This window comes from Streptomyces sp. NPDC054866, assembly GCF_053610745.1.
Genome location: NZ_JBSGZA010000001.1, coordinates 1,635,687 through 1,657,169 on the forward strand (window position 1 = coordinate 1,635,687; position 21,483 = coordinate 1,657,169).

Sequence of the window (21,483 nt, forward strand, 5' to 3'; positions counted from 1 at the left end):
GGCACGGCCGGTTTCCCTCTACACCGACGCGGACGACCCACGCGCGCCGGGGCTGCCGTCCGGATCTCCCGGATCTCAGTGGGCCGCCCCGAGCGCCGGCCCTTCCGGTGTCTCGCGTGCGGTGAACGCCGCTTCGTCCCACCTGCCGCCCAGCTGCGGCGCCAGCCAATCGTGCGCACCGGCCCGGAAGTCGGCGCGCCCGAGGGAGCCCGCGCCCTGCGGTACCGCGCCGAGCAGCGGCGCGTCCGCCGCCTTGGGCAGGTCCGCCAGGTTGCAGCGTGACGCCAGGTCCGGGGCGGCGGGCCAGCTGCCGATCGTGACGCCCAGGGGGGCGAGACCGCGGGCTCGCAGTGCCTCCGCCGTGAGTGCCGTCGTGTTCAGCGTGCCGAGGCCCGCCGGCGCGACCACCAGGACCGGGGCCGTGAGGAGACGCGCCGCGTCGGCGAGGGTGGCGCCCTCGTCGTCGTAGTGGACGAGCAGACCGCCCGCGCCCTCGACCAGGACCAGATCGTGCTCCGTCGACAATTTCTGTGCCGCCTCGGCCACTTCGTACGGCCGCACCGGCTCCATGCCCGCCCGCCGCGCCGCGGTGTTCGGCGCCAACGGCTCGGGGAAGCGGGCGAGTTCGAGGGTCGTGATCGCCTCGCCCGCCAGCCGCTTCACCTCTTCCGCGTCGCCCGGCTCGCCGGGTGCCACCCCCGTCTGCGCGGGCTTGAGCATCGCGACGCTGCGCCCCGAGGCGAGCGCGAGGGCGGCCACCGCCGCCGTCGTCACCGTCTTGCCGATCTCGGTGCCCGTCCCGGACACCACGATGACCGTCACGTCAGCCCTCCTTCGCCGCCGCGCACACCGCGCGCCCGATCCGTGCCACGTCGTCGTCGCTCGTGATGAACGGCGGCATCGTGTAGATGAGGTCGCGGAACGGCCGCAGCCACACCCCCTCCCGCGTCGCGGCGCGGGTCGCCGCGGCCATGTCCACGTCGTGGTCCAGCTGCACGACACCGATCGCGCCGAGCACGCGTACGTCACGGACGCCCGGCAGCTCAGCGGCCTCGGCCAGCGTGCCGCGCAGGCCCGTCTCGATGCGCTTGACCTCGGTCTGCCAGTCCTGCCCGAGCAGCAGCTCGATCGAGGCACCGGCCACCGCGGTGGCCAGCGGATTGCCCATGAACGTCGGGCCGTGGGCCAGGACCGGCACCTCGCCCCGAGAGATGCCGTCCGCGACCCGCGAGGTGCACAGCGTCGCCGCCAGCGTCAGATAGCCGCCGGTCAGCGCCTTGCCCAGGCACATCACATCGGGCGTGACACCCGCGTGGTCCGCGGCGAACAGCGCGCCCGTACGGCCGAACCCCGTGGCGATCTCGTCGAACACGAGCAGCACGTCGTGCTCGTCGCAGGCCTCCCGCAGCACCCGCAGATAGGCGGGGGAGTGGAACCGCATACCGCCGGCCCCCTGCACCACCGGCTCCACGATCACGGCGGCGAGCTCGTCGGCGTGGCGCCCGATCATCTCCCGCAGGTGATCGGCGTAGGCATCGTCGTACGCCTCGAAGCCCGCGGGCGGCGCGTCCGCGAACACCTGCTGGGGCAGCGCCCCCTGCCACAGCTCGTGCATGCCGCCCTGGGGGTCGCACACGGACATGGGCTGCCAGGTGTCCCCGTGGTAGCCGCCGCGCCAGGTCAGCATCCGCCGCTTGGCCGGGCGGCCGAGCGAGCGCCAGTGCTGCAGGCACATCTTGACCGCGACCTCGACCGACACCGAACCGGAGTCGGCGAGGAAGACATGTTCAAGACCGTCCGGCGATATGTCGACAAGGCGCTTCGCGAGGTGGACGGCGGGCTCATGGGTGAGCCCGCCGAACATGACATGGCTCATCCGGTCCAGCTGGCCGCGCACCGCGTCGTTGAGCACGGGGTGGTTGTAGCCGTGGATCGCCGACCACCAGGACGACATGCCGTCGACCAACTCGCCCCCGTCGCCCGCGAGTCGCAGCCGCACACCACTAGCCGCCTCCACGACCAGGGGCTCCTGGCGGCCGGGCATCGGGCCGTACGGGTGCCACACATGACGGCGGTCCAGATCGAGCAGTTCGGGTACGGAGAGGCCGGAGAGGTCAGGCATTGGGCGCCAGATCCGTTCCCGCGCCCCGGCGGCGTACCGCCACCAGGTCCGTGCGCGCCTCGGACGTCTCACCCTCCGTGGCCTCGACCGGCTCAGGCTCGGACGAACCGCACGGCCCGCAGCCGCCCCCGGCATCGCGGTGCGACCCGCAGCCCGCGGCCGCCAGCGCGTCCGCGCGGTGCTCGGGCAGCGTCACCGTGTCCGTGCCCTCGACCTCGAAACCGGCGTCCGCGATCATCTCCAGGTCGGTCTTGCCTGCCTGGCCCTCACTGGTCAGGTAGTCGCCCAGGAAGATCGAGTTGGCGAGGTGCAGCGCCAGGGGCTGCATCGTGCGCAGGTGCACCTCGCGGCCGCCCGCGATGCGGACCTCCACGTCGGGGCAGACGAAGCGGACCATCGCGAGGATGCGCAGACAGCGCTGCGGGGTGAGGTTCCACTCCTTGGCGAGCGGGGTGCCCTCGAAGGGGATCAGGAAGTTGACCGGCACGGAGTCGGGGTCGAGGTCGCGCAGCGCGTAGACCACGTCCACCAGGTCCTCGTCCGTCTCGCCCATGCCCGCGATCAGACCCGAACAGGCGGAGAGGCCCGCGGCCTGCGCCTGCTGCACGGTGTCCACGCGGTCGGCGTAGGTGTGGGTCGTGGTGATCTCGCCGTACGTCCCCTCGGACGTATTGAGATTGTGGTTGTACGCGTCCGCGCCCGCCGTGCGCAGTTTGTCCGCCTGGCCCGCGGAGAGAAGGCCGAGGCAGGCGCACACCTCGACGCCTTCGTTCTGCTCCTTGATCGCCTCGATGGTCTGCGAGATCCGGTCGACGTCACGGTCGGTCGGACCGCGGCCACTGGCGACCAGACAGACCCGCTTGGCGCCGCCCGCCACACCGGCCGCCGCGGCCTGCGAGGCCTCGTCGGGCTTGAGCCAGGTGTACTTGAGGATGCCGGCCGTCGAGCCGAGGCGCTGCGAACAGTACGAGCAGTCCTCCGGGCAGAGTCCCGACTTGAGATTGACCAGATAGTTGAGTTTCACCCGGCGCCCGAACCACTGCCGCCGTACCTTCCCGGCGGCGGAAACCACGTCGAGAAGCTCGTCGTCGGAGGTGGCCAGCACGGCCAGCGCCTCTTCACGGGTCGGCAGCTCGCGCCGAAGCCCCTTGTCCACCAGCGTGTTCAGCAGATCCATGGCGCTGATCCTTACGTACGAGAGCATCGCTTTCCAAGGAGACTTCGCACAACAGAAACGCTGAGAGGTGTGGGTATTGCCACATCCTGGCCCGGTGGCCGGACGGCTAGGGTCTGTGCACTGTCTACAAACCGGCCAGTGCTGACCACCCGGAGGGGACCCCATGGCGAGCTCGCCGTTCGACTGGATCGACGAGCAGGCGAGCCTGCGCGCACGGGCCGGACTCGTCCGCACCCTGCGCCCCCGCCCCGCCGACGCGGGCGGCCTCCTCGACCTGGCCAGCAACGACTACCTGGGCCTGGCAAGGCACCCCGAGATCACCGAGGGCGCCGCGGCCGCGGCCCGGCGCTGGGGAGGCGGAGCGACCGGCTCCCGTCTGGTGACCGGCTCCACCGAACTGCACGCGGAACTGGAGCGCGGGCTCGCCGAGTTCTGCGGCTTCGAGGCCGCCCTGGTCCTTTCCTCCGGGTATGCCGCGAACCTCGCCGCCGTCACCGCCCTCGCCCCGCACGGTTCGCTGATCGTCTCGGACGCGGGCAACCACGCATCGCTGATCGACGGCTGCCGCCTGGCGCGCGGTACGACGCAGGTGGTGCCGCACGCCGACCCCGAGGCGGTGCGCAAGACGCTGGACGCGCACGCGGGGCCCGCGGTCGTCGTGTCGGACACGGTCTTCTCGGTCGACGGCGACGCGGCTCCACTGACCGAACTCAGTTCGGTCTGCGGGGAGTTCGGCGCCGGTCTCGTCGTCGACGACGCCCACGGGCTCGGTGTGCTCGGCGACGGCGGCCGTGGCGCCCCGCAGGCGGCCGGACTCGCGGGCACCGCCCACACCGTGGCCACGGTCACCCTGTCGAAGTCCTTCGGCAGTCAGGGCGGTGCGGTCCTGGGGCCCGCCAAGGTCATCGACCATCTGGTCAACGCGGCCCGGACCTTCATCTTCGACACGGGGCTCGCTCCCGCCGCCGCGGGTGCGGCCCTTGCGGCCCTGCGGCTGCTTCGCAGGGAGCCGGAGCGCGCCGCGCGGGCTCGCTCGGTCGCGGCCGAGCTGCACGAACGCCTCACGGCGGAAGGTCTCTGTGCGGTACGCCCCGACGCCGCCGTCGTCTCCGTGCGCGCGCCCTCACCGGAAGCGGCCGTGCGGTGGGCCGCCGACTGCCGGGGCGCGGGCCTCGCCGTCGGCTGCTTCCGTCCGCCGTCGGTGCCCGACGGCATCTCACGGCTGCGGCTGACCGCCCGGGCGGATCTCACCGACGCACAGATCGCCGATGCCGTACGAGTGATCAGCCGCGCCGCACCCCGGTAGTCACCGGAGGCCGTGGACGAAGGCCTCCCATGTCGCGGGCGAGAAGAGCAGGGCGGGCCCTGCCGTGTTCTTCGAGTCGCGCACGGCGAGCAGCCCCCGCTTCGGCCCTGAAGCGAGAGGGGCTGTCTCCACGCAGTTGTTCATGCCGTTGCTGCGGCTGCTGCGGTACCACCGTGCGCCGTGCAGAGATGTGCTGGAAGGTACGTGCCGAGGCAGTGCAGTCATGGTGCCCCCTTACGCGCCGTCACGTATCCCGGCGATGTGATCCGTTGATTCCTCGGGTGAAAGTGCCTTTCTCTGAAGGGAGTTGAAGGCCTCCGTGTATGCCTGGAGGTCTTCTTTCCGTTCGAGGTAGAGGCTACTCGTCAAGTGGTCGAGAACAACCACATCCAGATCAGCAATGTTCGGAAATGAGAAGATAACGAAAGAGCCGATGAGACCCACGTGCTCTCCGGCGGCGAACGGCAACACCTGAAGTCGTACATGGGGCAACTGTCCGGCTTCCAGTAACCGTTTCAACTGACCCGCGAGCACCTGACTGCCGCCCACCGGCCGGTGCAGCACCGCCTCGTCCAGGATCACGCTCAGCCGGAGCGGCGGAGCCGTGCGCAGTACGTCCTGACGTGCCAGACGCACCTCCACCAGCGTGTCCACCTGCTCGTCCGGCAGCCCGTCGAGCGCGGCCCGCGTCACCGCACGCGCGTAGTCCGGCGTCTGGAGCAGGCCCGGCACGACGGTGGTCTCCAGGGTGCGCATCCGACAGGCCTGTGACTCCAGGCTGATGAAGTCGCGGTAGGCGGGCGGCAGCAGCTCGCGATAGGCGTGCCACCAGTGGCGGCGTCCACCGTCGTCGTCCGAGCCCGCCAATGCCACCAGCAACTGGCGGAGTTGGGGGTCCCCCACCTCGTACGCGTCGAGCAGCAGTCCTACGTCGGCCGCCTTGACGCTGCTACGCCCGGTCTCGATCCGGCTGACCTTCGACTGATGCCAGCCGACCCGGCCCGCCGCCTGGCCGCTGGTGAGCCCGGCGCGCGTGCGCAGCGCACGCAGTTCGGCGCCGAGTTTCCGGCGGCGCACCGCGGGACCGTACCGCATGTCCGTCTCCTTCCCGACGGAGTGTTCCCTTTTCCGGCCTCCCCTGGCCTCTTCAGGGGCGACAGTAGAGGAAGCGCCGACCTCGCGCCCAAATACGGTCTCTCGTAGCAGAGTTCACCGCTTTGAGCGACAGATATATGCACATCTTGGTGGATGGCCACCTGTGAGGGGTCCAAGAGTGGCAGGCTGGCGCGAAGCACCATTCCGGGACTGTCCTCGTGCCTTCGTTACGAGTCGGAGCCGAGCCCCGGTGGGAAAGGGACAACGTCGCCATGGCAGACCTTCAGGAAGCATCCGTCACCCTGCCGAGCGATCCTGCCTCGGTCTCCGCGGCCCGGAAATACGTCTCGAGCATCCTTGCCGAGTGGGGCCTGCCGGGCGAGACCGAAGCGGCCGACACGGTCCGGCTCATCGTCTCCGAACTCGCCACGAACGCCGTCCAGCACACCCGGGGCGAGTCGCCCACGTTCAGGGTGGACATCGAGCTGGACCGGGACGAGCAGCTGCGCATCGGCGTGACCGACAGCCATCCCCGCTACCCCAAGCGGCTGCCCGCCGCCGTCCAGCAGGACAACGGCCGCGGCCTGGTGATCATCCGCTGGCTGACCATGGAGTGCGGCGGCAGGCTGTCGGTCACGCCCACCCCCGAGGGCGGCAAGACCGTCTGGATCGCGCTGCCGTGGACCGCGCCGGTCCGCGACGGGGCCACGGCCCCCTCGGTCTCGCCCTCACCCCGCTGAGCGTCCGAAGGCACCCCGGAGCAGGGCCCGGAAGGTGTCCGCCGCCGGATGCGACTCGTCGGCGCGGTGGACGACCGAGATCGTGCGGCGCAGAATGCCGGGCTCAAGCGGCCTCATCCCCACCGGTGTCGCCGCCGTCCGCGCCACCATCTCCGGTACGACGGCGACGCCGAGCCCGGCGCTGACGAGCGCGCACACCAGCGCGTAGCCCGGAGTCTCGACCAGGACCGAGGGCGTCGCGCCGGCCCGCACGAGCGCGGACTCCACGCCCTGACGTGGCGGATGCGTCGGCGCCATGCTGATGAGCGGCTGCCCGGCGAGCTCGCTCAGGGGCAGCCGTGAGGGGGAGTTCGCGAGCGCGTGTCCGGGCGAGGTCACCAGGACGAGCTCCTCGACCAGGATCGGCTCCGCCGTCACGGACGCGGGCAGCGGCACCGGATCCGCGGGCTCGTACGTGTGCGTGAGGGCCAGGTCGACCTCGCCCGCCGCCACGGCCGCGATGCCGAGCGGCGGTTCATAGCCCCGTACCGTCAGATCGATGTCCGGATGGGCGCGGCGGAACGCGGTCAGCGCGGGCGGCACCAGATGGATCCCGGCCGTGGTGAAGGTCCCCACGCGCAGCCTGCCGCCGGAAAGGCCCGCAAGCTGGGCCAGTTCGTGCCGCGCCTGCTCCATCTCGTCAAGGACCCGGCGCGCCCGCGCGAGCAGCAGCTCACCGGCGCCGGTCAGCCGTGCCCCGCGGTGGTGCCGGACCAGGAGCGCGGTGCCCGCCTCCCGTTCGAGCTTGGCCAGCTGCTGGGAGAGGGCGGGCACGGTGTAGCCGAGGCGCTCGGCGGCGCGGGTGATCGACCCGGCCTCGGAGACCGCCACCAGTGCGGCGAGCCGCGTCGGGTCGTACATGGTCTCTCCCGGTGCAGGAGCCGGCGGGCGGTGCGGCGGCCCGTCGGCGTGGGGCTAAAGGCCTGCTTAAGGCAGACCCAGGATATTCCACATACCTGCTGAAGGCAGAAGAACGGCAGCCTTGAGGCCATGGACGCACAACTGGTCGCCTTCACCGGAGTCGCCGCGGGCATGGTCGCCATGCCGGGCGCCGACTTCGCCGTCGTGGTGCGCAACGCCCTCGCCTCCCGCCGCGCCGGGGTCACCTGCGCGATCGGTGTGGCGGGCGGGCTCCTGGTGCACACGGCGCTCGCGGTGGCCGGGGTCGCGGCGGTCCTCGCGGCGGTTCCCACGCTCTTCCGGGCGTTGCAGGCCGCGGGCGGGGCCTACGTCCTCTACCTCGGGTACCGCGCGCTGCGGTCGGCGGCGCGGCCGCTGGAGAGCTTCGGCACTCAGGAGGGTGCGGAGCAGGTGGCGGTCGGGGGGAGCCTGCGGCAGGGGTTCTTCACCAACGCCCTCAACCCCAAGGCGCCCATCACCTTCCTCAGCGTGCTGCCCCAGTTCGTCCCCGCGGGCAGCCCCGCGATGCCGAGGACACTGCTGCTCGCGTCCATCATCGTGGCCCTCGCCCTGGTGTGGTTCCCGGTCGTCGCGCTCCTGGTCGACCGGCTCGGGCGGTGGCTGCGCAGGCCGCGTACGGCCCGCGCCATCGAGGGCGGCACGGGCGTCGCGCTCAGCGTGCTCGGCCTGGTGCTCCTCACCGAGGCCCTGGTGGCCTGATGTCGTGCGACGTGCCCGATGCCTTGCCGTCGTCGCCCCGGCCCTCGTTCTTGTCCGCCGCGCCACGCACCAGGAGGGGGAGCAGGCCCCACAGGCCCGCGCACACCACCAGCGTGCCCGCGCTCGCGATGATCCCGCCGGTCCTGCCCACCGCCACGTCGACGACCAGGAGTACGGCGCCGGAGACCGCGAACACCAGGACCCCCAGACCGATACCGGCGAGGCGGGACGACACCCGCACGATCAGCGGCTTGGCGTGCTGCCCGAACAGCGACCTGTGCACGGCGGCCGGAGCGGTGAACAACGCCGCGGAGAGGACGGCGAGCAGCAGCGTGGTCACGTAGGTGGCGCGCTGCATCGTGTCGAGCGAGGGGAAGCGCTCGGTGAAGGCGAGCGTCAGCAGGAACGCGAAGAGGATCTGCACCCCGGCCTGCGTGACCCGCAGTTCCTGGAGGATCTCCGAGAAGTTGCGATCGGCACGTTCGAAGCGCGTTTCGTTGCGCGGCGGTTCACCCGCAGTGGAAGAACTGTTGTTTTCGGCCATGGCGCACGAGTATCCGCGTCGACGCGCTCCACGCCTGGCGGGCGCGCCGATCAGAGCGCAGACCGAGCGGTGGCTGAGCGGTGGCCGAGCGGCGGCAGCGGCCGTGAGGCCACCGCCACCGCCCTCCGACAGGTCAGCGACCGGCGATCAGTGACGGGCCATCAGCGCACCCGGCCGTACGAGACGCTCTTCGTCCAGATCTTCTCGAGTCGCACCACGGTGTTCGACTTGGGGGCGTGCCAGATCCGGCCCTTCCCCGCGTAGATGCCTACGTGGTAGACGTTCCGGCCCGAGTGGAAGAAGACCAGGTCGCCCCGTGCGCGGTTGGACGCGGAGACGTGGCGGGTCTTGTTGTACTGCTGTCCGGCGGTGCGTGGCAGTTTCTTGCCCGCGCGCTTGAACGAGTACTGGGTGAGGCCCGAGCAGTCGAACCGGTTGGGCCCCGTCGCTCCGTAGCGGTACGGCGAACCCTTCTTGGAGGCGGCGATCTTGAGCGCCTTCGTCCCGTGAGTCGCGGCCTCTGCCTCCGACGTGAGCCCCGGGGCCACGAGGGTGCCGCCTACGACGGCGAGCGTGAGGGCCGATACGGAACCGGCCCTGGTGAGCAGCGACGGAACATGATTCAGCGCGGTCATGCGCAACCCTTCGTCAACCGCCTGTGAAGGATGACCTGTCGGATTCGGGCTGACAAAGTTGCCCGGCCGCGGTGTGCGGCTTCACCCCAAGGGCCGTCGTCCGGACTTTCCGGACCGACCCGTCATGCCTGGGTCCTCCACTCCTGCCAAAGCACCAATGTCGACCGGTCATCCGGGTGGCGGCAGGACTCGGCGTCCGCCCGGACCGCCCCGCCGCTGTGGCGGGGGCTTGTCGTCGGAAGGGATCTTGACCCGTCAAGGGCAAGAATTCCGAGCCGAAACGGCGTTTTGTGAGGCTCCTCACGGCTGAACCGTTCGGGTGGACAAGGTCGGATTCGGGATCCGGACATGGCACCAGACGATCGTTCGACCAGCACCGGAACGAGGAATTCCGGCCCCCGCGTACACATCTGACGCAACTGAAGACGGCCCGAATAACGACGAATGTCTACGCCGAACGAGGTAGCCCGTTTGGTTCGTTTGAGATCGGCCCCGGACACCCCGGACTTCGGGCGAGGAGGTGACGGGCGCTCAGGACGGCGCCGGAGGCGGCACGGTGACCCGCCCCGACCGCCGTTCTCCGTCGAGGGCCCGCAGCGCCCTGGCCAGTGTCGGCGCGTGCACGGCGCTCTCGCCCCGTTGATGCATGAGCGTCAGGGCGTCCCGCAGGGCGGTCGCCCTGCCGACGAGGGCCTGGGCGGCGCGCAGTCCGCCGTAGGTGTCCGAGGCGCGGGCGGGGTTGATCCGGCCCACCAGGTCGACCACTTCGAGGTAGCGGTCGATCAACTCGCCCTCGGCGCGGGTGAGTGCGGGCAGCGGAGGGAGCTCGGGTGGCAGCATCGGCGGTTCACCCCGCGTCCGGTGTGCGGAGGGACGACTTGCGGCTCGCGATGATCCGGTCCACCAGGCCGTAGTCAACCGCCTCGGATGCGGTGAGGATCTTGTCCCGCTCGATGTCGGCCGCGACGCGTTCCGCGCTCCGGCCCGTGTGTTGGACGAGCAGCTTCTCCAGCTGAGCGCGGGTGCGCAGGAGTTCGTCGGCCTGGATCGCCAGGTCGGAGGTCTGGCCGTGGACCGGCTCGGCGAGCGAGGGCTGGTGGATCAGCACCCGGGCGCCGGGCAGCGCGAACCGCTTGCCGGGGGTGCCCGCGGCCAGCAGGACGGCGGCCGACGACGCGGCCTGCCCGAGGCACGTCGTCTCCACGTCGCAGGTGACGAACTGGATGGTGTCGTAGATCGCGGTCATCGCGCTGAACGAGCCGCCGGGGGAGTTGATGTAGAGCGCGATGTCGCGGTCGGGCGCCAGATGTTCGAGGTGCATGAACTGCGCCATCACGTCGTTGGCCGATGTGTCGTCGATCGGCGTCCCCAGGAAGACGATGCGTTCCTCAAGGAGCTTCGAGTACGGATCGAGGGTCCGCTGCCCCGTGCTGGTGCGTTCGGTGAACTCGGGCAGGACATGGCGGGCGAACGGTTGGTTCATGGCACGTCTCTCCTCTGCCGGGGTCGGCTGCTCCCCAAGGCTTCCGTAAAAAATGTACAGGATGTACGTAACCTTGGTGAGGGGTTCGAGGGATCCGGCGGCGTGGGCATACTCCGCCTCGTCGCGATCTCCGCCGCCCCGAGCCGAAAGCGTCGTCGTATGAGCCCTGAAGCCTCCGAGCTCGTCCACCTCACCGCCCGCGAACTCGCCGCCAGAATTCGCGCCCGCGAGCTGTCGGCGCGCGAGGTCGTCCTGGCGCACCTGGACCGGATCGAGCAGGTCGACGGCGCCGTGAACGCGGTGGTGACCCTCGTGGCGGAGCGCGCGCTCGCCGAGGCGCACACCGCCGACGAGGCCACCGTGCGCGGTGAGCCGCTCGGCCCGCTGCACGGGCTGCCCGTCGCCCACAAGGACACCCACGACACCCGTGGCATCCGGACCACCTACGGGACGCCGCTCCTCGCCGACAACGTCCCGGTCAGGGACGAGCTGATCGTCGAACGCATCCGGGCCGCCGGGGCGATCACCATCGGCAAGACCAACGTCCCCGAGTTCGCGGCCGGTTCGCACACCGTCAACCCGGTCTTCGGTGCCACCCGCAACCCGTACGACCTTCGGCGATCGGCGGGCGGCAGCAGCGGGGGAGCGGCCGCGGCGCTCGCGTGCGGCATGCATCCCCTGGCCGACGGCAGCGACATGGGCGGTTCGCTGCGCAACCCCGCGTCGTTCTGCAACGTGGTGGGCCTGCGCCCCTCGCCGGGCCGGGTGCCCAGCTGGCCGGAGACCGCCCCCTGGTCGACCATGGCCGTGCAGGGGCCGATGGCGCGCACGGTCGCCGACGCGGCCCTGCTCCTGTCCGTCGTCGCGGGGCCCGACCCGCGCTCGCCGATCGCCCTGGAGACGCCGGGGAGCGCGTTCGGCGGGCCGCTGGAGCGGGACTTGAGCGGGCTGCGCATCGCCTGGTCGCCCGACCTGGGAGGAGCGGTGCCCGTCGACCGCGAGGTCAGGGACGTGCTCGCACCCGCTGTCACGGCCTTCGCCGACCTGGGGTGCGCGGTCGAGGAGGCCTGCCCCGATCTGTCCGGCGCCGACGAGGTGTTCCGGACCTTCCGCGCCTGGCAGTTCCACCTGGCACTCGGCAGGCTCATGGACACCGCGGCCGACCGGATCAAACCCAGCCTGGTCCGGAACGTACGGCAAGGGCGCACGCTCACCGGCCTCGACCTGGAGCGGGCCACCGTGCTGCACAGCGAACTGTTCCACCGGGTGCGGGAGTTCTTCGAGCGCTACGACGCGCTGGTTCTGCCGACGAGCCAAGTCCTGCCGCTCCCCATCGATTTGGAGTATCCGGACAAGGTCGACGGGGTGCCGATGGAGGACTACCTGGACTGGATGCGCTCGGCGTACCTGGTGTCCGCGACCGGCAGCCCGGCCCTGTCAGTACCCGCCGGATTCAGCCCGGGCGGACTGCCGGTAGGGCTGCAGATCGTCGGCCCGCACCGGGGCGACCTACGGGTTCTGCAGATCGGTCACGCCTTCGAACAAGCCACCCGGCACGGCGAGCGCAGGCCGGAGCCGAGCGTTACGCGGCCGGCCGGCCGGGTACTCGGGCGCCATGAATCGTTTGGAGCATCTGGACAAGAGCCTCATCGATGAACTGACGCACGCGGCCCGCGAGGCCGTACGGGACGAACTGAGGGAGCAGACGCGCAAGCAGCGCCGCAAGGCCGCGCTGTACGCCGGTGCGGGGGCCGTCGGCCTCTACGCGGGCGCCGCGCTGGCTCTGGCCATCGGCCTCGCGCTCGCTCTGGGGCTGCCCGACTGGGCGGCAGCGCTGATCACCGCGGTGGTGCTCGGTCTCGTGGCCCATCTGCTGCGGAGCGCGGCCCGCCCTTCCGCTGACGGTCCTTCCATGGGCCGTCCTTCCACAGAACGACCCGCCGCGGACCTGCCGTCCGTGGACGGGCCGGCCATGAGCCCCCCGCCCGTGAGCCCCCCGCCCGTGACGCCGCCGACGCCGGAACGGCCGGTGGCGCCGCCGACCGTCGACGCGATGCGCCCGGGCGGCGTGGATCCCGAGGCGCCGCACCGTCGTGAGCCGTGAGCCGGGACACCTGACCGGAGATGTTTGGCCAACGGCTAACGGGCCACCCGGTGGATCGAGGTGGCCGTATTGAACACATCGTCTGATCCAGAGAAGAAGAAGGCGAGTTCACAGAACTCGCGGAATTCAACCGAACACGCGGATCGCGGCGGGGCGAAGCGCCGCCCGGGCCCCATGGAGGTGCTGCGCACAGCACGCACCCAGCTCGCCGAGCTGACCGGGATGGCCGCCGAGTCCGTGTCGTCCTTCGAGCAGACCGAGGACGGCTGGACGCTGGAGATCGAGGTCCTGGAACTCACCCGGGTGCCGGACACGATGAGCCTCCTCGCGAGCTATCAGGTGGAGTGCGACCCGCAGGGCGAGCTCCTCGGCTACCGGCGCATCCGCCGTTACGAACGCGGTCGCGCCGACGGTCACAAGGCCGGCGGCCGCTAGAGCACCGTTCGCACGGTTTCCGCGGATATTCCACAGACTTCCCAGACTAAGGAGGGCCGATCGGCATGACCGTTGTCCCTGCACAGCAAGCCGGCGGATCGGGCGGCACCAGTGGCCTGTACGACGTCCTGGAGCTAGTCCTCGACCGCGGTCTCGTCATCGACGCCTTCGTGCGTGTCTCGCTCGTCGGCATCGAGATCCTGAAGATCGATGTGCGTGTCGTCGTCGCCAGTGTCGACACCTATCTGCGCTTCGCCGAGGCGTGCAACCGCCTCGACCTGGAAGCGGGTCCGCACAAGAACCCCGGACTCCCCGACCTCATGGGCGAGATCACCGAATCCGGTGCGCGCGGCAAGTCGAAGGGCGCCCTTTCCGGTGCTGCCGAGACCATTTCCGACGCGTTCAAGCAGTCCCGTGAGGAGAGCCAGTCGGAGTCCCGTCCGCGCGCCCGTAAGAGCACGTCGGCGCGCAGGAAGGAGGAGCAGGAATGAGCACGTACGTCTACGGCATCACCGCGAGTTCACACCCTTCGCTCCCCGAAGGCATGGACGGCGTGGGCAAGCCCTCACGCCCCGTGCGCATCCTCAAGGAAGGCGACCTGGCGGCGATCGTCAGTGAAGCCCCCGAAGGGCTGCGCGCCAAGCGCAACGACCTGCTGGCCCACCAGAACGTGCTGAACGAGGCGGGCGCGGCGGGACCGGTCCTTCCCATGCGGTTCGGCAACGTCGCCCCTGACGACGCGGCCGTCACGAGTGTTCTCGCGGAGCGCGCCGAGCACTACCGCGAGCGGCTCTCGACGCTGGCGGGCAAGGTCGAGTACAACGTCAAGGCAAGCCACGACGAACAGGCCGCACTGCACCGCGTGATGGCGGACAACCCCGAGGTGCAGGCGCTCGCCGAGGCCAACCGCCAAGCGGGCGGCGGCAGTTACGAACAGAAGCTGCAGCTCGGCGAGATGGTGGTGGCCGCACTCCAGAGCCGCGAGGCGGAGGACGCGGTGGAACTGCACCACGCCCTGGAGCCGTCCGCGCACTCCGTCAGCGTGGGCCCCGAGTCCACGGGCTGGCTGGCCAACCTCTCGTTCCTGGTGGAGCGCAAGACGGCCGAGGTGTTCCTCGCCGCCGTCGAGGAGGTCCGCAAGACCCACCCGCACATCGAACTGCGCGTCAACGGCCCGCTGCCGCCCTACAGCTTCGTCGAGCCCGGGCCCTCCGAGCCGACAGGAGCCACGCCGGAGTCCGCCGGTTCACAGGCCGGCCGGGAGTAGCGCATGGGACTGATCGGCGAAGTACTGATGCTGCCGCTCGCCCCGGTGCGCGGCGGCCTCTGGGCGGTGAGCCAGGTACTCGCCGAGGCCGAGCGCCTGTACTACGACCCGGCCACCGTCCGGTCCGAACTCGCCCTTCTCGAGCAGCAGCTCGAGTCGGGGGAGATCGGCGAGGAGGAATTCGACCGCCGGGAGGACGAGTTGCTCGACCGCCTGGAAATCGGCCTGCGCACGGGCGCGGGAACTGACAACGGGACCACACAATGAATCGACTGGGACTTGGCCTCGCGGTAGGGGCCGGATACGTCCTCGGACGTACGAAGAAGATGAAGCTGGCGTTCGCTGTCGGCACCATGGTGGCCGGCAAGCGGATGAACCTGAGCCCGCGGGCCCTGGGCGACCTGTTGTCTCAACAGCTGCAGAACAACCCGCAGTTCAAGGAGATCGGCGACCAGCTGCGCGAGGACATGCGCGGGGTCGGTAAGGCCGCGACCGGAGCGCTGGTCGAGCGGCAGATCTCGGGCCTCGCCGACCGGCTGCACGGCCGGACGGCGGATGTGAGGGACCAACTCGCGGGCGTGACACCGGACATACCGGGTCGCGGCGGCGAGGAAGAGGCAGAAGAGCCGGACGACGCGTACGAGGAGTACGACGACGAGGGCGACCGGGACGACCGGGATGAGCGGGACGACCGGGATCACGAGGAGTCCGCCGAGGCGGAGTCCGACGAGGAGTCGGACGAGAAGCCCCGGGCGAGGAAGAAGGCTCCCGCGAAGAAGGCCGCCCCCAAGAAGGCGGCGGCCAAGAAGAGCACCGCCAGGAAGACGGCGGCGCAGAAGAGCCCGGTGAAGAAGACGGCGAAGAAGGCCCCCGCCAGGGCCGCGGCGAAGACCTCCGCGCGCCGTGCCACCGGGGCCCGGCTGCCGAAGGAGGGGGGCCGCGATGAGTGACACCCTGAAGTCCGCGACGGGCAAGGCGAAGGACAATCCGCTCGCCGGCATCGCGCAGAGCGAAGCCGCCGACCGGCTCAAGACAGAGGTCCAGGAGTATCTCGGCGCCCAGGCGCAGCGGCTGCTTGTCGGCGTGGGCCACAAGCTCGGCGAGACGACGGGCAAGCTCAACGACATCGCCGAGGGCAACAGCCCGGGGTTCGCCAAGCTCGCCCTCGACGGCGGCCGCAAGATGGCCGAGGGCAAGGGGCCGCTGCGGTCCGCCGTGGAGATCGGCGCGGGCCGGGCCAAGGACAGTGTGGTCGGAGCCTTCAAGAACCTGACCGGAGGCAAGGGCCGCCGCAAGGGCGGGGCCGGCAAGAAACCCACGGTCATCATGGAGTTCGTGGACGTCGGCGTGCCGCTGCGCACGGCGTACGACCAGTGGACCCAGTACCAGGAGTTCAGCACCTTCGCCAAGGGCGTCAAGAGTGCGAACCGTGCCGACGACACCACCTCCGACTGGCAGGCCAAGGTCTTCTGGTCCAACCGGAGTTGGAAGGCCCACACCACCGAGCAGGTCGCGGACGACCGGATCGCGTGGACCTCGGAGGGCGCGAAGGGCACGACGAAGGGTGTCGTCTCCTTCCACTCGCTGGCCGAGAACCTCACGCGCGTCCTGCTGGTCCTGGAGTACTACCCGAAGGGCCTCTTCGAGAAGACCGGCAACATCTGGCGCGCGCAGGGCCGCCGGGCCCGGCTCGACCTGAAGAACTTCGCGCGGTTCATCACCATCAAGGGTGAGGCGGAGGACGGTTGGCGCGGTGAGATCCGCGACGGCGAGGTCGTCCACAGCCACGAGGACGCACTCGCGGAGGAGCAGGGCGAGGACGCCGAGGATGAACGGGAGGACGTCGCCGAGGAGGAGTACGAGCGCGACGAGGAACACCCGGAGGAGTCCTACGAGGACGAGGACGAGGAAGAGGGCGAGCGGGACGCGTACAACGAGGAAGAAGAGGACGAGGAGGACGAGGGCGAGGACGACGAGGCGAGGTACGAGGAGGACGAGGGAGAAGAAGAGGCGAAGTACGACGAAGACGTCGCGGCGAGCGGGAGTCGCAGATGACGATGGCGGGACGGATGCCGGAGCCGTACGGGCAGGGCGGCGGCGCGAACCTCGCCGACATCCTGGAGCGGGTGCTCGACAAGGGGATCGTGATAGCCGGAGACATCCGTATCAACCTGCTCGACATCGAGCTGCTGACCATCAAGCTGCGGCTCATCGTCGCCTCCGTCGACAAGGCGAAGGAGATGGGGATCGACTGGTGGGAGGACGACCCCGCGCTGTCCACCCGTGCGCGTCGCGATGAACTCACCCGCGAGAACGCCGAGTTGCGAGCCCATGTCGCCGAACTGGAGCAGCTGGAGCGAGGCAGGACGGAAGAAGGCAGGACGGAGCGCGGCAAGGTGGAGCAAGGCAAGGCCGAGCAGAGCAAGCCTGAGCAAGGCAGGACGAAGCGCGGCAAGGCGGAGGAAAGCACATGAGTGGACTGCGGTACGTCTACGCGATCTGCCGGCCTTTCGACGCCGCGCTCCAGGCGCAGGTGACCGGAGTGGACGGCGCGCCCCCCGGCCAGCTGGCGCACCACGGCCTGATCGCGGTGGTCGGCACCGTGCCGGAGCGGGACTTCGCCGAGGAGCCGCTCCGGCGCCATCTGGAGGATCTGGACTGGCTGAGCGCGACCGCTCGCGCTCACCAGTCCGTCATCGACGCGCTCACCGCGGTCACCACCCCGCTGCCGCTGCGGCTCGCCACCGTCTTCCGGGACGACGCGGGGGTGCGCGCGATGATGGAGGCGCGGGAGGCCTCCCTCAGGCGGACGCTCGACCGGCTCGACGGCCGCGTGGAGTGGGGCGTCAAGATCTACTCCGACGCGGAGGCCGCCCGCCCGGCGCCGGAGCCGGAGAAGGCGGCGACGGGCCGGGACTATTTGCGCCAGCGCCGACAGCGCAACAGGGCCCACGAAGAGATGTGGGAGAGCGCCGAGAAGTTCGCGCGCCGGCTGCACGACACGCTCTGCGCGCGGGCGGAGGACGCCCGGGTGCACGCGCCCCAGAACTCCGCGCTCTCCAAGGAATCGGGCCGCAACGTACTCAACGCGGCCTATCTGGTGCCGCGTTCGGAATCGGAGGCCTTCGTCGAACTCGTGGAACGCGTGAAGGGCGAGGAGTCAGGTCTGCGCGTGGAGCTCACCGGGCCGTGGGCCGCGTACTCCTTCGCGGGCCTGGAGGCCGAAGGGGACGACACCGCGGGGGAGGTGGGACCGTGACCGTCGTCGAACGCCGGGAGGTCGCCCTGGTCGACCTGCTCGACCGGCTGCTCGCGGGCGGGGTCGTCATCACCGGGGATCTCACCCTGCGCATCGCGGACGTCGATCTCGTCCGCATTGACCTGAACGCGCTCATCAGCTCGGTGAACGAGCAAGTCCCCTCACCCTTCGAGGAGTTGCTGTGAGCGAGCGGGAGCAGGGGCGGGAGCGGGCAACGAGGAAGAACCGGATCGAACTCGAACCGGACACGGTGGAACGCGACCTGATCAAACTCGTCCTGACCGTCGTGGAACTGCTGCGTCAGCTCATGGAGCGGCAGGCCGTGCGCCGGTTCGACACCGGGGAGCTCGACGAGGACCAGGAGGAGCGCATCGGGCTCACACTGATGCTCCTGGACGACCGCATGGCCGAACTGCGCGAGCGTTACGGCCTGAAGCCCGAGGACCTGAATCTGGACCTCGGGCCGCTGGGACCGCTGCTGCCGAGGGAGTAACCCCCGGCAGCCCTCCTCAAGAAGTCAGGAGCCGGCCGACTTCTCGAACTCCTTCATGAACGCCCCGCAGAACGCCTTCAGGTCGTCCGGCTTGCGGCTGGTGATCAGCGTGTTGGGCCCGTCGTGGCAGATCTTCACCTGCTCGTCGACCCAGGTGCCGCCCGCGTTGCGGATGTCCGTACGAACGCTGGGGAACGAGGTGAGTCCCCGGCCCGATACGACGTCTGCCTCGACGAGGATCCACGGGGCGTGGCAGATGGCGGCCACCGGACGGCCGGTGTCGAAGAAGCCGCGTACGAAGGACACGGCCCCCTCGTCGAGGCGCAGCGCGTCCGGGTTGGCCACGCCGCCCGGCAGGACGAGACCGTCGAAGGAGTCGGCGGACACCTCGCCGACGACCTCGTCCACGGGGAACGTGTCGGCCTTGTCGAGATGGTCGAAGGCCTGGATGCGGCCCGGCTCCGTCGACACGAGGACGGGCTCACCGCCCGCGTCGGTCACCGCCTTCCAGGGGTCGGTGAGTTCGATCTGCTCGACGCCTTCGGGAGCCATCAGGAATGCGATACGCATGGTTGCTCACTCTCTCCTTGTTCAGCGGGGTTCAGCGGGCCGTGTCCCGCACGACCCGCACGGTTTCGAGGCCGGGATCCGCGGCATCCGGAAGGTTCATCCCGGCCGCCTTCCCGGTGCGCAGATAGCGCAGCACCGGCTCGGTCAGACGTTCGCCGGGCAGAGCCGCGGGAATGCCCGGCGGATACGGCGTCAGCATCTCGGCCGCCACCCGTCCCGCCGCCTCGTCCACCGGAACGTCGTCGGTGGGCCCGAAGTAGGCGTCGCGGGGCAGATCGACCTGGGAAAGACGCAGCGCGGTGGGCGATGGCACGTCCACGTCCGGCGCCGGACGCAGTCCGGGAGCGGCGCGGGCCAGGGACCGCAGCGCGGCCAGGAGTTCATCCGTGGTCTCCCGGTCGTCGGCGTGGGTGAGCTGGGTGCTGATGCGGCGGTGATCGGCCAGGTGCGCCTCGACCGAGCGGTGCTCGCGCAGCCAGTCCGCCGCGCGGTAGCCCGAGGTGCCGAGATCGCTCACATCGATGACGACCGGCAGCGGATCGAAGTCGGCGGCCGGGCCGCAGAAGTCCTCGCGGTCGTTCACGTGCAGCCCGTCGATCTCCTCGATCGCCGCCCGGACGTCGGCCGCCAGGTCCAGGGCGGCCCCCATCAGGTCCTTGCCGTGCAGGGCCATCTGGCGGCGCCAGCCGTCGAGACCGGCGTAGATGAGCACGGACGGGCTTGTCGTGCCGAACAGGTCCGCACGGGACTTCAGCACCGTCGGGTCGATCAGATCGCCCTGGAGATGGAAGACGGAACCCTGCTCCAGGCCGCTGCCCATCTTGTGGATGCTCGTCACGCAGATGTCGGCGCCCGCGTCCATCGCCCAGGACGGCAGGTCGGGGTGGAACGGCAGGTGTGCGCCCCAGGCCTCGTCCACGATCAGCGGGAGGGAGTGCCGGTGGCAGACGTCCGCGATGCCCCGCAGGTCGGCGCAGCTTCCGTACGGAGTGGGGCTGGTGACCAGGGCGCCCTTCGCGTCGGGATGCGCGGCGAACGCCTCGGCGTAGGCCGCGGCCGATGGAGGGTGTGCCAGATGCCGGTCGGGGTCCCAGGAGGGGTCGACCCAGACGGGGCGGATCCCGGAGAGGATCAGGGCGGATACGACGGACTTGTGCGCGTCACGCCCGATGAGCAGCTTCTCGTGCGGGCCCGCGGCCGAGAGCATCGCCGCCTTGACCGACAGGGAGCTGCCGCACGTCGAGAAGAAGGTGTGCGACGCGTGCACGGCGTCGGCCATCAGCCGCTCGGCCCGTTCGAGGACCCGGCCGCGGCCGAGACGGTCGTCGAGACTCCCGGAGGCGAGGAGATCACCGTGGAAGACGGCGTCGCCCAGCACCTCCCGAACCAGCGGATCGGCACCCCGGGCCTGTTTGTGGCCCGGTGGGGTGAAGGCGACGCGGCCCTGCCTGCGGTGGTCGGCCAGGGCTTCGAGTACGGGGGCTCGGGCGTGATCGACGGTCATGGATCACGGGTTCCCTGGCCGCGCGAAGGTCAATCAGAGTGACTGACCTCAGGCCTGATGGGTACTCAGAGTCACATGCGGATGAGTGTGATGGATGTGGGTTCGAACGCGGTGCGGCTGGTCGTTGTGGACGCTGAGGACGGTGTGCCCTTGCCGGTCCACACCGCCAAGTGGAAGGTGAGACTCTCCGAGGAGGTCGAGCCGAGCGGGGTGATCCCCGAAGAGTCGGTGGGGCAGCTCGTCACGGCGGTCGCCGAGGCGGCCTGGACCGCCCGGAGATGGGGCGCGGCGGAGCCGCTGGCCTTCGCCACGACGGTCGTCCGCGGCGCGCCCAACCGGCTGGACGTGCTGGAGACGATAGGCGAGGAGACCGGCGTACGGCTGTGCACGCTGCCCGGAGAGGTGGAGGCCGAACTCACCTTCCTGGGCGCCCGCCGGTGGATGGGCTGGCGGGCAGGGCCTCTCGCCATGTTCGACATCGGCGGCGGCTCGCTGGAGGTGGCCTTCGGACGCGGACGGCTGCCGGACTACGTGGCCTCGCTGCCCCTCGGCGCGCGCCGGCTTACCCGGGAGTTCTTCGACGGCGAGGATCCGCCCACCGAGCAGAGCGTGAAGGCGTTGCGGCGCAAGGTGCGTCACCAACTTCGGGACGTCGCCGCGCGCATCCGCTGGGAGGGGCCGCGCACCGCCGTGGCGACGTCCCGGACGTTCCAGCAGCTGGCCAGGCTCGGGGGCGCCGCCCCCGGCCGCCACGGACCGTTCATGGCGCGGCAGTTGAGCCGGGCGGACCTGCGCCTGTGCCGCGACCGGCTCGCCGCGCTGCCGGCGGCCGAGCGCGCCAAGCTGCCGGGAGTGTCGGCGCCGCGGGCCGCGCAGAGCCTGGCCGGGGCGATCGTGGGGCACACGGCGATGAAGCTGACGGGCGTCAAGGCGGTCACCCTCTGCCCCTGGGCCATCCGTGAGGGCGTGCTTCTGCGCCATATGGAGGACGGCGGGGCGTGGTGGGCGGAGGTCAGTCAGGGCGAGGCGACAGCGCCCGCAGCCCACCCGGTGCCACTGCGGATCGCGGCTCTGCGGCACTGAATCGGGG

General features: G+C 70.6%; 28 protein-coding genes and 1 riboswitch. Of the genes, 16 read left to right on the top strand and 12 right to left on the bottom strand.

Annotation, left to right across the window (positions count from 1 at the left end; translation table 11 throughout):
- Positions 1-75: 75 nt before the first annotated feature.
- From bioD to bioB, 3 genes are read right to left on the bottom strand one after another with little or no spacing between them, the layout of a single operon-like run.
- Positions 76-822, bottom strand: a complete 747-nt coding sequence (gene bioD, locus ACWGI2_RS06990; RefSeq protein WP_453694401.1) for a dethiobiotin synthase — start codon at positions 820-822, stop codon at positions 76-78.
- Between the two features lies 1 nt (position 823).
- Positions 824-2,122 (bottom strand): adenosylmethionine--8-amino-7-oxononanoate transaminase, encoded by a 1,299-nt coding sequence (locus tag ACWGI2_RS06995; protein WP_453396062.1) that lies wholly within the window; start codon positions 2,120-2,122, stop codon positions 824-826.
- A complete protein-coding gene (gene bioB / locus ACWGI2_RS07000; protein WP_453694402.1) occupies positions 2,115-3,299 on the bottom strand; it encodes a biotin synthase BioB in 1,185 nt (394 codons plus the stop codon). Before bioB ends, ACWGI2_RS06995 begins: the two co-directional genes overlap by 8 nt.
- 163 nt (positions 3,300-3,462) lie before the next feature.
- Here bioB and ACWGI2_RS07005 point away from each other — a divergent pair, with 163 nt between their 5' ends.
- Positions 3,463-4,605: an 8-amino-7-oxononanoate synthase gene (locus ACWGI2_RS07005; RefSeq protein ID WP_453694403.1), complete on the top strand. Its 1,143-nt coding sequence runs from the start codon at positions 3,463-3,465 to the stop codon at positions 4,603-4,605.
- Here ACWGI2_RS07005 and ACWGI2_RS07010 read toward each other — a convergent pair whose 3' ends face one another.
- Together ACWGI2_RS07010 and ACWGI2_RS07015 are read right to left on the bottom strand one after the other, a co-directional pair.
- Positions 4,606-4,830 carry a DUF397 domain-containing protein gene (locus tag ACWGI2_RS07010; RefSeq protein ID WP_453396065.1) on the bottom strand — a complete coding sequence of 75 codons (225 nt, stop codon included), beginning with the start codon at positions 4,828-4,830 and terminating at the stop codon, positions 4,606-4,608. It lies immediately after the preceding gene.
- A gap of 9 nt (positions 4,831-4,839) precedes the next feature.
- Positions 4,840-5,700: a helix-turn-helix domain-containing protein gene (locus tag ACWGI2_RS07015; protein WP_453694404.1), complete on the bottom strand. Its 861-nt coding sequence runs from the start codon at positions 5,698-5,700 to the stop codon at positions 4,840-4,842.
- 272 nt (positions 5,701-5,972) lie between these two features.
- On the opposite strand from ACWGI2_RS07015, the gene ACWGI2_RS07020 reads away from it, so the two are divergent.
- Positions 5,973-6,440 (top strand): ATP-binding protein, encoded by a 468-nt coding sequence (locus ACWGI2_RS07020; RefSeq protein ID WP_453396067.1) that lies wholly within the window; start codon positions 5,973-5,975, stop codon positions 6,438-6,440.
- On the opposite strand, the gene ACWGI2_RS07025 is transcribed toward ACWGI2_RS07020, so the two are convergent.
- Positions 6,429-7,340: a LysR family transcriptional regulator gene (locus ACWGI2_RS07025; protein ID WP_453694405.1), complete on the bottom strand. Its 912-nt coding sequence runs from the start codon at positions 7,338-7,340 to the stop codon at positions 6,429-6,431. The two genes, ACWGI2_RS07020 and ACWGI2_RS07025, sit on opposite strands and share 12 nt — an antisense overlap.
- A gap of 129 nt (positions 7,341-7,469) precedes the next feature.
- Between ACWGI2_RS07025 and ACWGI2_RS07030 the strand changes: the two genes are divergently transcribed.
- A complete protein-coding gene (locus tag ACWGI2_RS07030; RefSeq protein WP_453694406.1) occupies positions 7,470-8,099 on the top strand; it encodes a LysE family translocator in 630 nt (209 codons plus the stop codon).
- Here the strand turns inward: ACWGI2_RS07030 and ACWGI2_RS07035 are convergent.
- From ACWGI2_RS07035 to ACWGI2_RS07050, 4 genes are all read right to left on the bottom strand, one after another.
- Entirely contained in the window at positions 8,077-8,643 is a 567-nt protein-coding gene (locus tag ACWGI2_RS07035) for a DUF6328 family protein (protein WP_453694407.1), read from the bottom strand. The genes ACWGI2_RS07030 and ACWGI2_RS07035 overlap by 23 nt on opposite strands.
- Before the next feature lie 161 nt (positions 8,644-8,804).
- Positions 8,805-9,278, bottom strand: coding sequence for a C40 family peptidase (locus ACWGI2_RS07040; protein WP_160509183.1), 474 nt, complete (start codon positions 9,276-9,278; stop codon positions 8,805-8,807).
- A 3-nt stretch (positions 9,279-9,281) separates the two neighbouring features.
- Positions 9,282-9,442, bottom strand: a riboswitch (cyclic di-AMP (ydaO/yuaA leader).
- 367 nt (positions 9,443-9,809) lie between these two features.
- Positions 9,810-10,118 carry a hypothetical protein gene (locus tag ACWGI2_RS07045; RefSeq protein WP_453694408.1) on the bottom strand — a complete coding sequence of 103 codons (309 nt, stop codon included), beginning with the start codon at positions 10,116-10,118 and terminating at the stop codon, positions 9,810-9,812.
- A gap of 7 nt (positions 10,119-10,125) precedes the next feature.
- Positions 10,126-10,761 (bottom strand): ATP-dependent Clp protease proteolytic subunit, encoded by a 636-nt coding sequence (locus ACWGI2_RS07050; RefSeq protein WP_453694409.1) that lies wholly within the window; start codon positions 10,759-10,761, stop codon positions 10,126-10,128.
- Between the two features lie 159 nt (positions 10,762-10,920).
- Here ACWGI2_RS07050 and ACWGI2_RS07055 point away from each other — a divergent pair, with 159 nt between their 5' ends.
- The 12 genes from ACWGI2_RS07055 to ACWGI2_RS07110 all read left to right on the top strand — a co-directional run bounded on the left by ACWGI2_RS07055 (position 10,921) and on the right by ACWGI2_RS07110 (position 18,319).
- Positions 10,921-12,417, top strand: coding sequence for an amidase (locus ACWGI2_RS07055; protein WP_453694410.1), 1,497 nt, complete (start codon positions 10,921-10,923; stop codon positions 12,415-12,417).
- Positions 12,377-12,865, top strand: coding sequence for a phage holin family protein (locus ACWGI2_RS07060; protein ID WP_453694411.1), 489 nt, complete (start codon positions 12,377-12,379; stop codon positions 12,863-12,865). Before ACWGI2_RS07055 ends, ACWGI2_RS07060 begins: the two co-directional genes overlap by 41 nt.
- Before the next feature lie 60 nt (positions 12,866-12,925).
- Positions 12,926-13,300, top strand: a complete 375-nt coding sequence (locus ACWGI2_RS07065; protein WP_453694412.1) for a gas vesicle protein GvpO — start codon at positions 12,926-12,928, stop codon at positions 13,298-13,300.
- Between the two features lie 65 nt (positions 13,301-13,365).
- Positions 13,366-13,791 (top strand): gas vesicle structural protein GvpA, encoded by a 426-nt coding sequence (locus ACWGI2_RS07070; protein ID WP_453396076.1) that lies wholly within the window; start codon positions 13,366-13,368, stop codon positions 13,789-13,791.
- Complete coding sequence (locus ACWGI2_RS07075) at positions 13,788-14,567, top strand: GvpL/GvpF family gas vesicle protein (protein ID WP_453396077.1); 780 nt, start codon at positions 13,788-13,790, stop codon at positions 14,565-14,567. The genes ACWGI2_RS07070 and ACWGI2_RS07075 overlap by 4 nt, the downstream gene beginning before the upstream one ends.
- A gap of 3 nt (positions 14,568-14,570) precedes the next feature.
- A complete protein-coding gene (locus tag ACWGI2_RS07080) occupies positions 14,571-14,834 on the top strand; it encodes a gas vesicle protein GvpG (RefSeq protein WP_363310941.1) in 264 nt (87 codons plus the stop codon).
- Positions 14,831-15,517: a DNA primase gene (locus tag ACWGI2_RS07085; protein ID WP_453694413.1), complete on the top strand. Its 687-nt coding sequence runs from the start codon at positions 14,831-14,833 to the stop codon at positions 15,515-15,517. Before ACWGI2_RS07080 ends, ACWGI2_RS07085 begins: the two co-directional genes overlap by 4 nt.
- Positions 15,510-16,622, top strand: coding sequence for an SRPBCC family protein (locus ACWGI2_RS07090; protein ID WP_453694414.1), 1,113 nt, complete (start codon positions 15,510-15,512; stop codon positions 16,620-16,622). Before ACWGI2_RS07085 ends, ACWGI2_RS07090 begins: the two co-directional genes overlap by 8 nt.
- A complete protein-coding gene (locus tag ACWGI2_RS07095; RefSeq protein ID WP_453396080.1) occupies positions 16,619-17,041 on the top strand; it encodes a gas vesicle protein in 423 nt (140 codons plus the stop codon). Before ACWGI2_RS07090 ends, ACWGI2_RS07095 begins: the two co-directional genes overlap by 4 nt.
- Positions 17,038-17,826 (top strand): GvpL/GvpF family gas vesicle protein, encoded by a 789-nt coding sequence (locus ACWGI2_RS07100; protein ID WP_453396081.1) that lies wholly within the window; start codon positions 17,038-17,040, stop codon positions 17,824-17,826. The genes ACWGI2_RS07095 and ACWGI2_RS07100 overlap by 4 nt, the downstream gene beginning before the upstream one ends.
- Positions 17,823-18,011 (top strand): gas vesicle protein, encoded by a 189-nt coding sequence (locus tag ACWGI2_RS07105; RefSeq protein ID WP_160509195.1) that lies wholly within the window; start codon positions 17,823-17,825, stop codon positions 18,009-18,011. The genes ACWGI2_RS07100 and ACWGI2_RS07105 overlap by 4 nt, the downstream gene beginning before the upstream one ends.
- Positions 18,008-18,319 carry a gas vesicle protein K gene (locus ACWGI2_RS07110; protein WP_453396082.1) on the top strand — a complete coding sequence of 104 codons (312 nt, stop codon included), beginning with the start codon at positions 18,008-18,010 and terminating at the stop codon, positions 18,317-18,319. Before ACWGI2_RS07105 ends, ACWGI2_RS07110 begins: the two co-directional genes overlap by 4 nt.
- A 24-nt stretch (positions 18,320-18,343) precedes the next feature.
- Here ACWGI2_RS07110 and ACWGI2_RS07115 read toward each other — a convergent pair whose 3' ends face one another.
- Positions 18,344-18,889, bottom strand: a complete 546-nt coding sequence (locus tag ACWGI2_RS07115) for a type 1 glutamine amidotransferase domain-containing protein (protein WP_453694415.1) — start codon at positions 18,887-18,889, stop codon at positions 18,344-18,346.
- Between the two features lie 31 nt (positions 18,890-18,920).
- On the bottom strand, positions 18,921-20,393 hold the full coding sequence (locus tag ACWGI2_RS07120; protein WP_453396084.1) for an aminotransferase class I/II-fold pyridoxal phosphate-dependent enzyme: 1,473 nt from the start codon (positions 20,391-20,393) through the stop codon (positions 18,921-18,923).
- 75 nt (positions 20,394-20,468) lie between these two features.
- On the opposite strand from ACWGI2_RS07120, the gene ACWGI2_RS07125 reads away from it, so the two are divergent.
- Positions 20,469-21,476, top strand: a complete 1,008-nt coding sequence (locus tag ACWGI2_RS07125; RefSeq protein ID WP_453694416.1) for a Ppx/GppA phosphatase family protein — start codon at positions 20,469-20,471, stop codon at positions 21,474-21,476.
- Positions 21,477-21,483 lie beyond the last annotated feature (7 nt).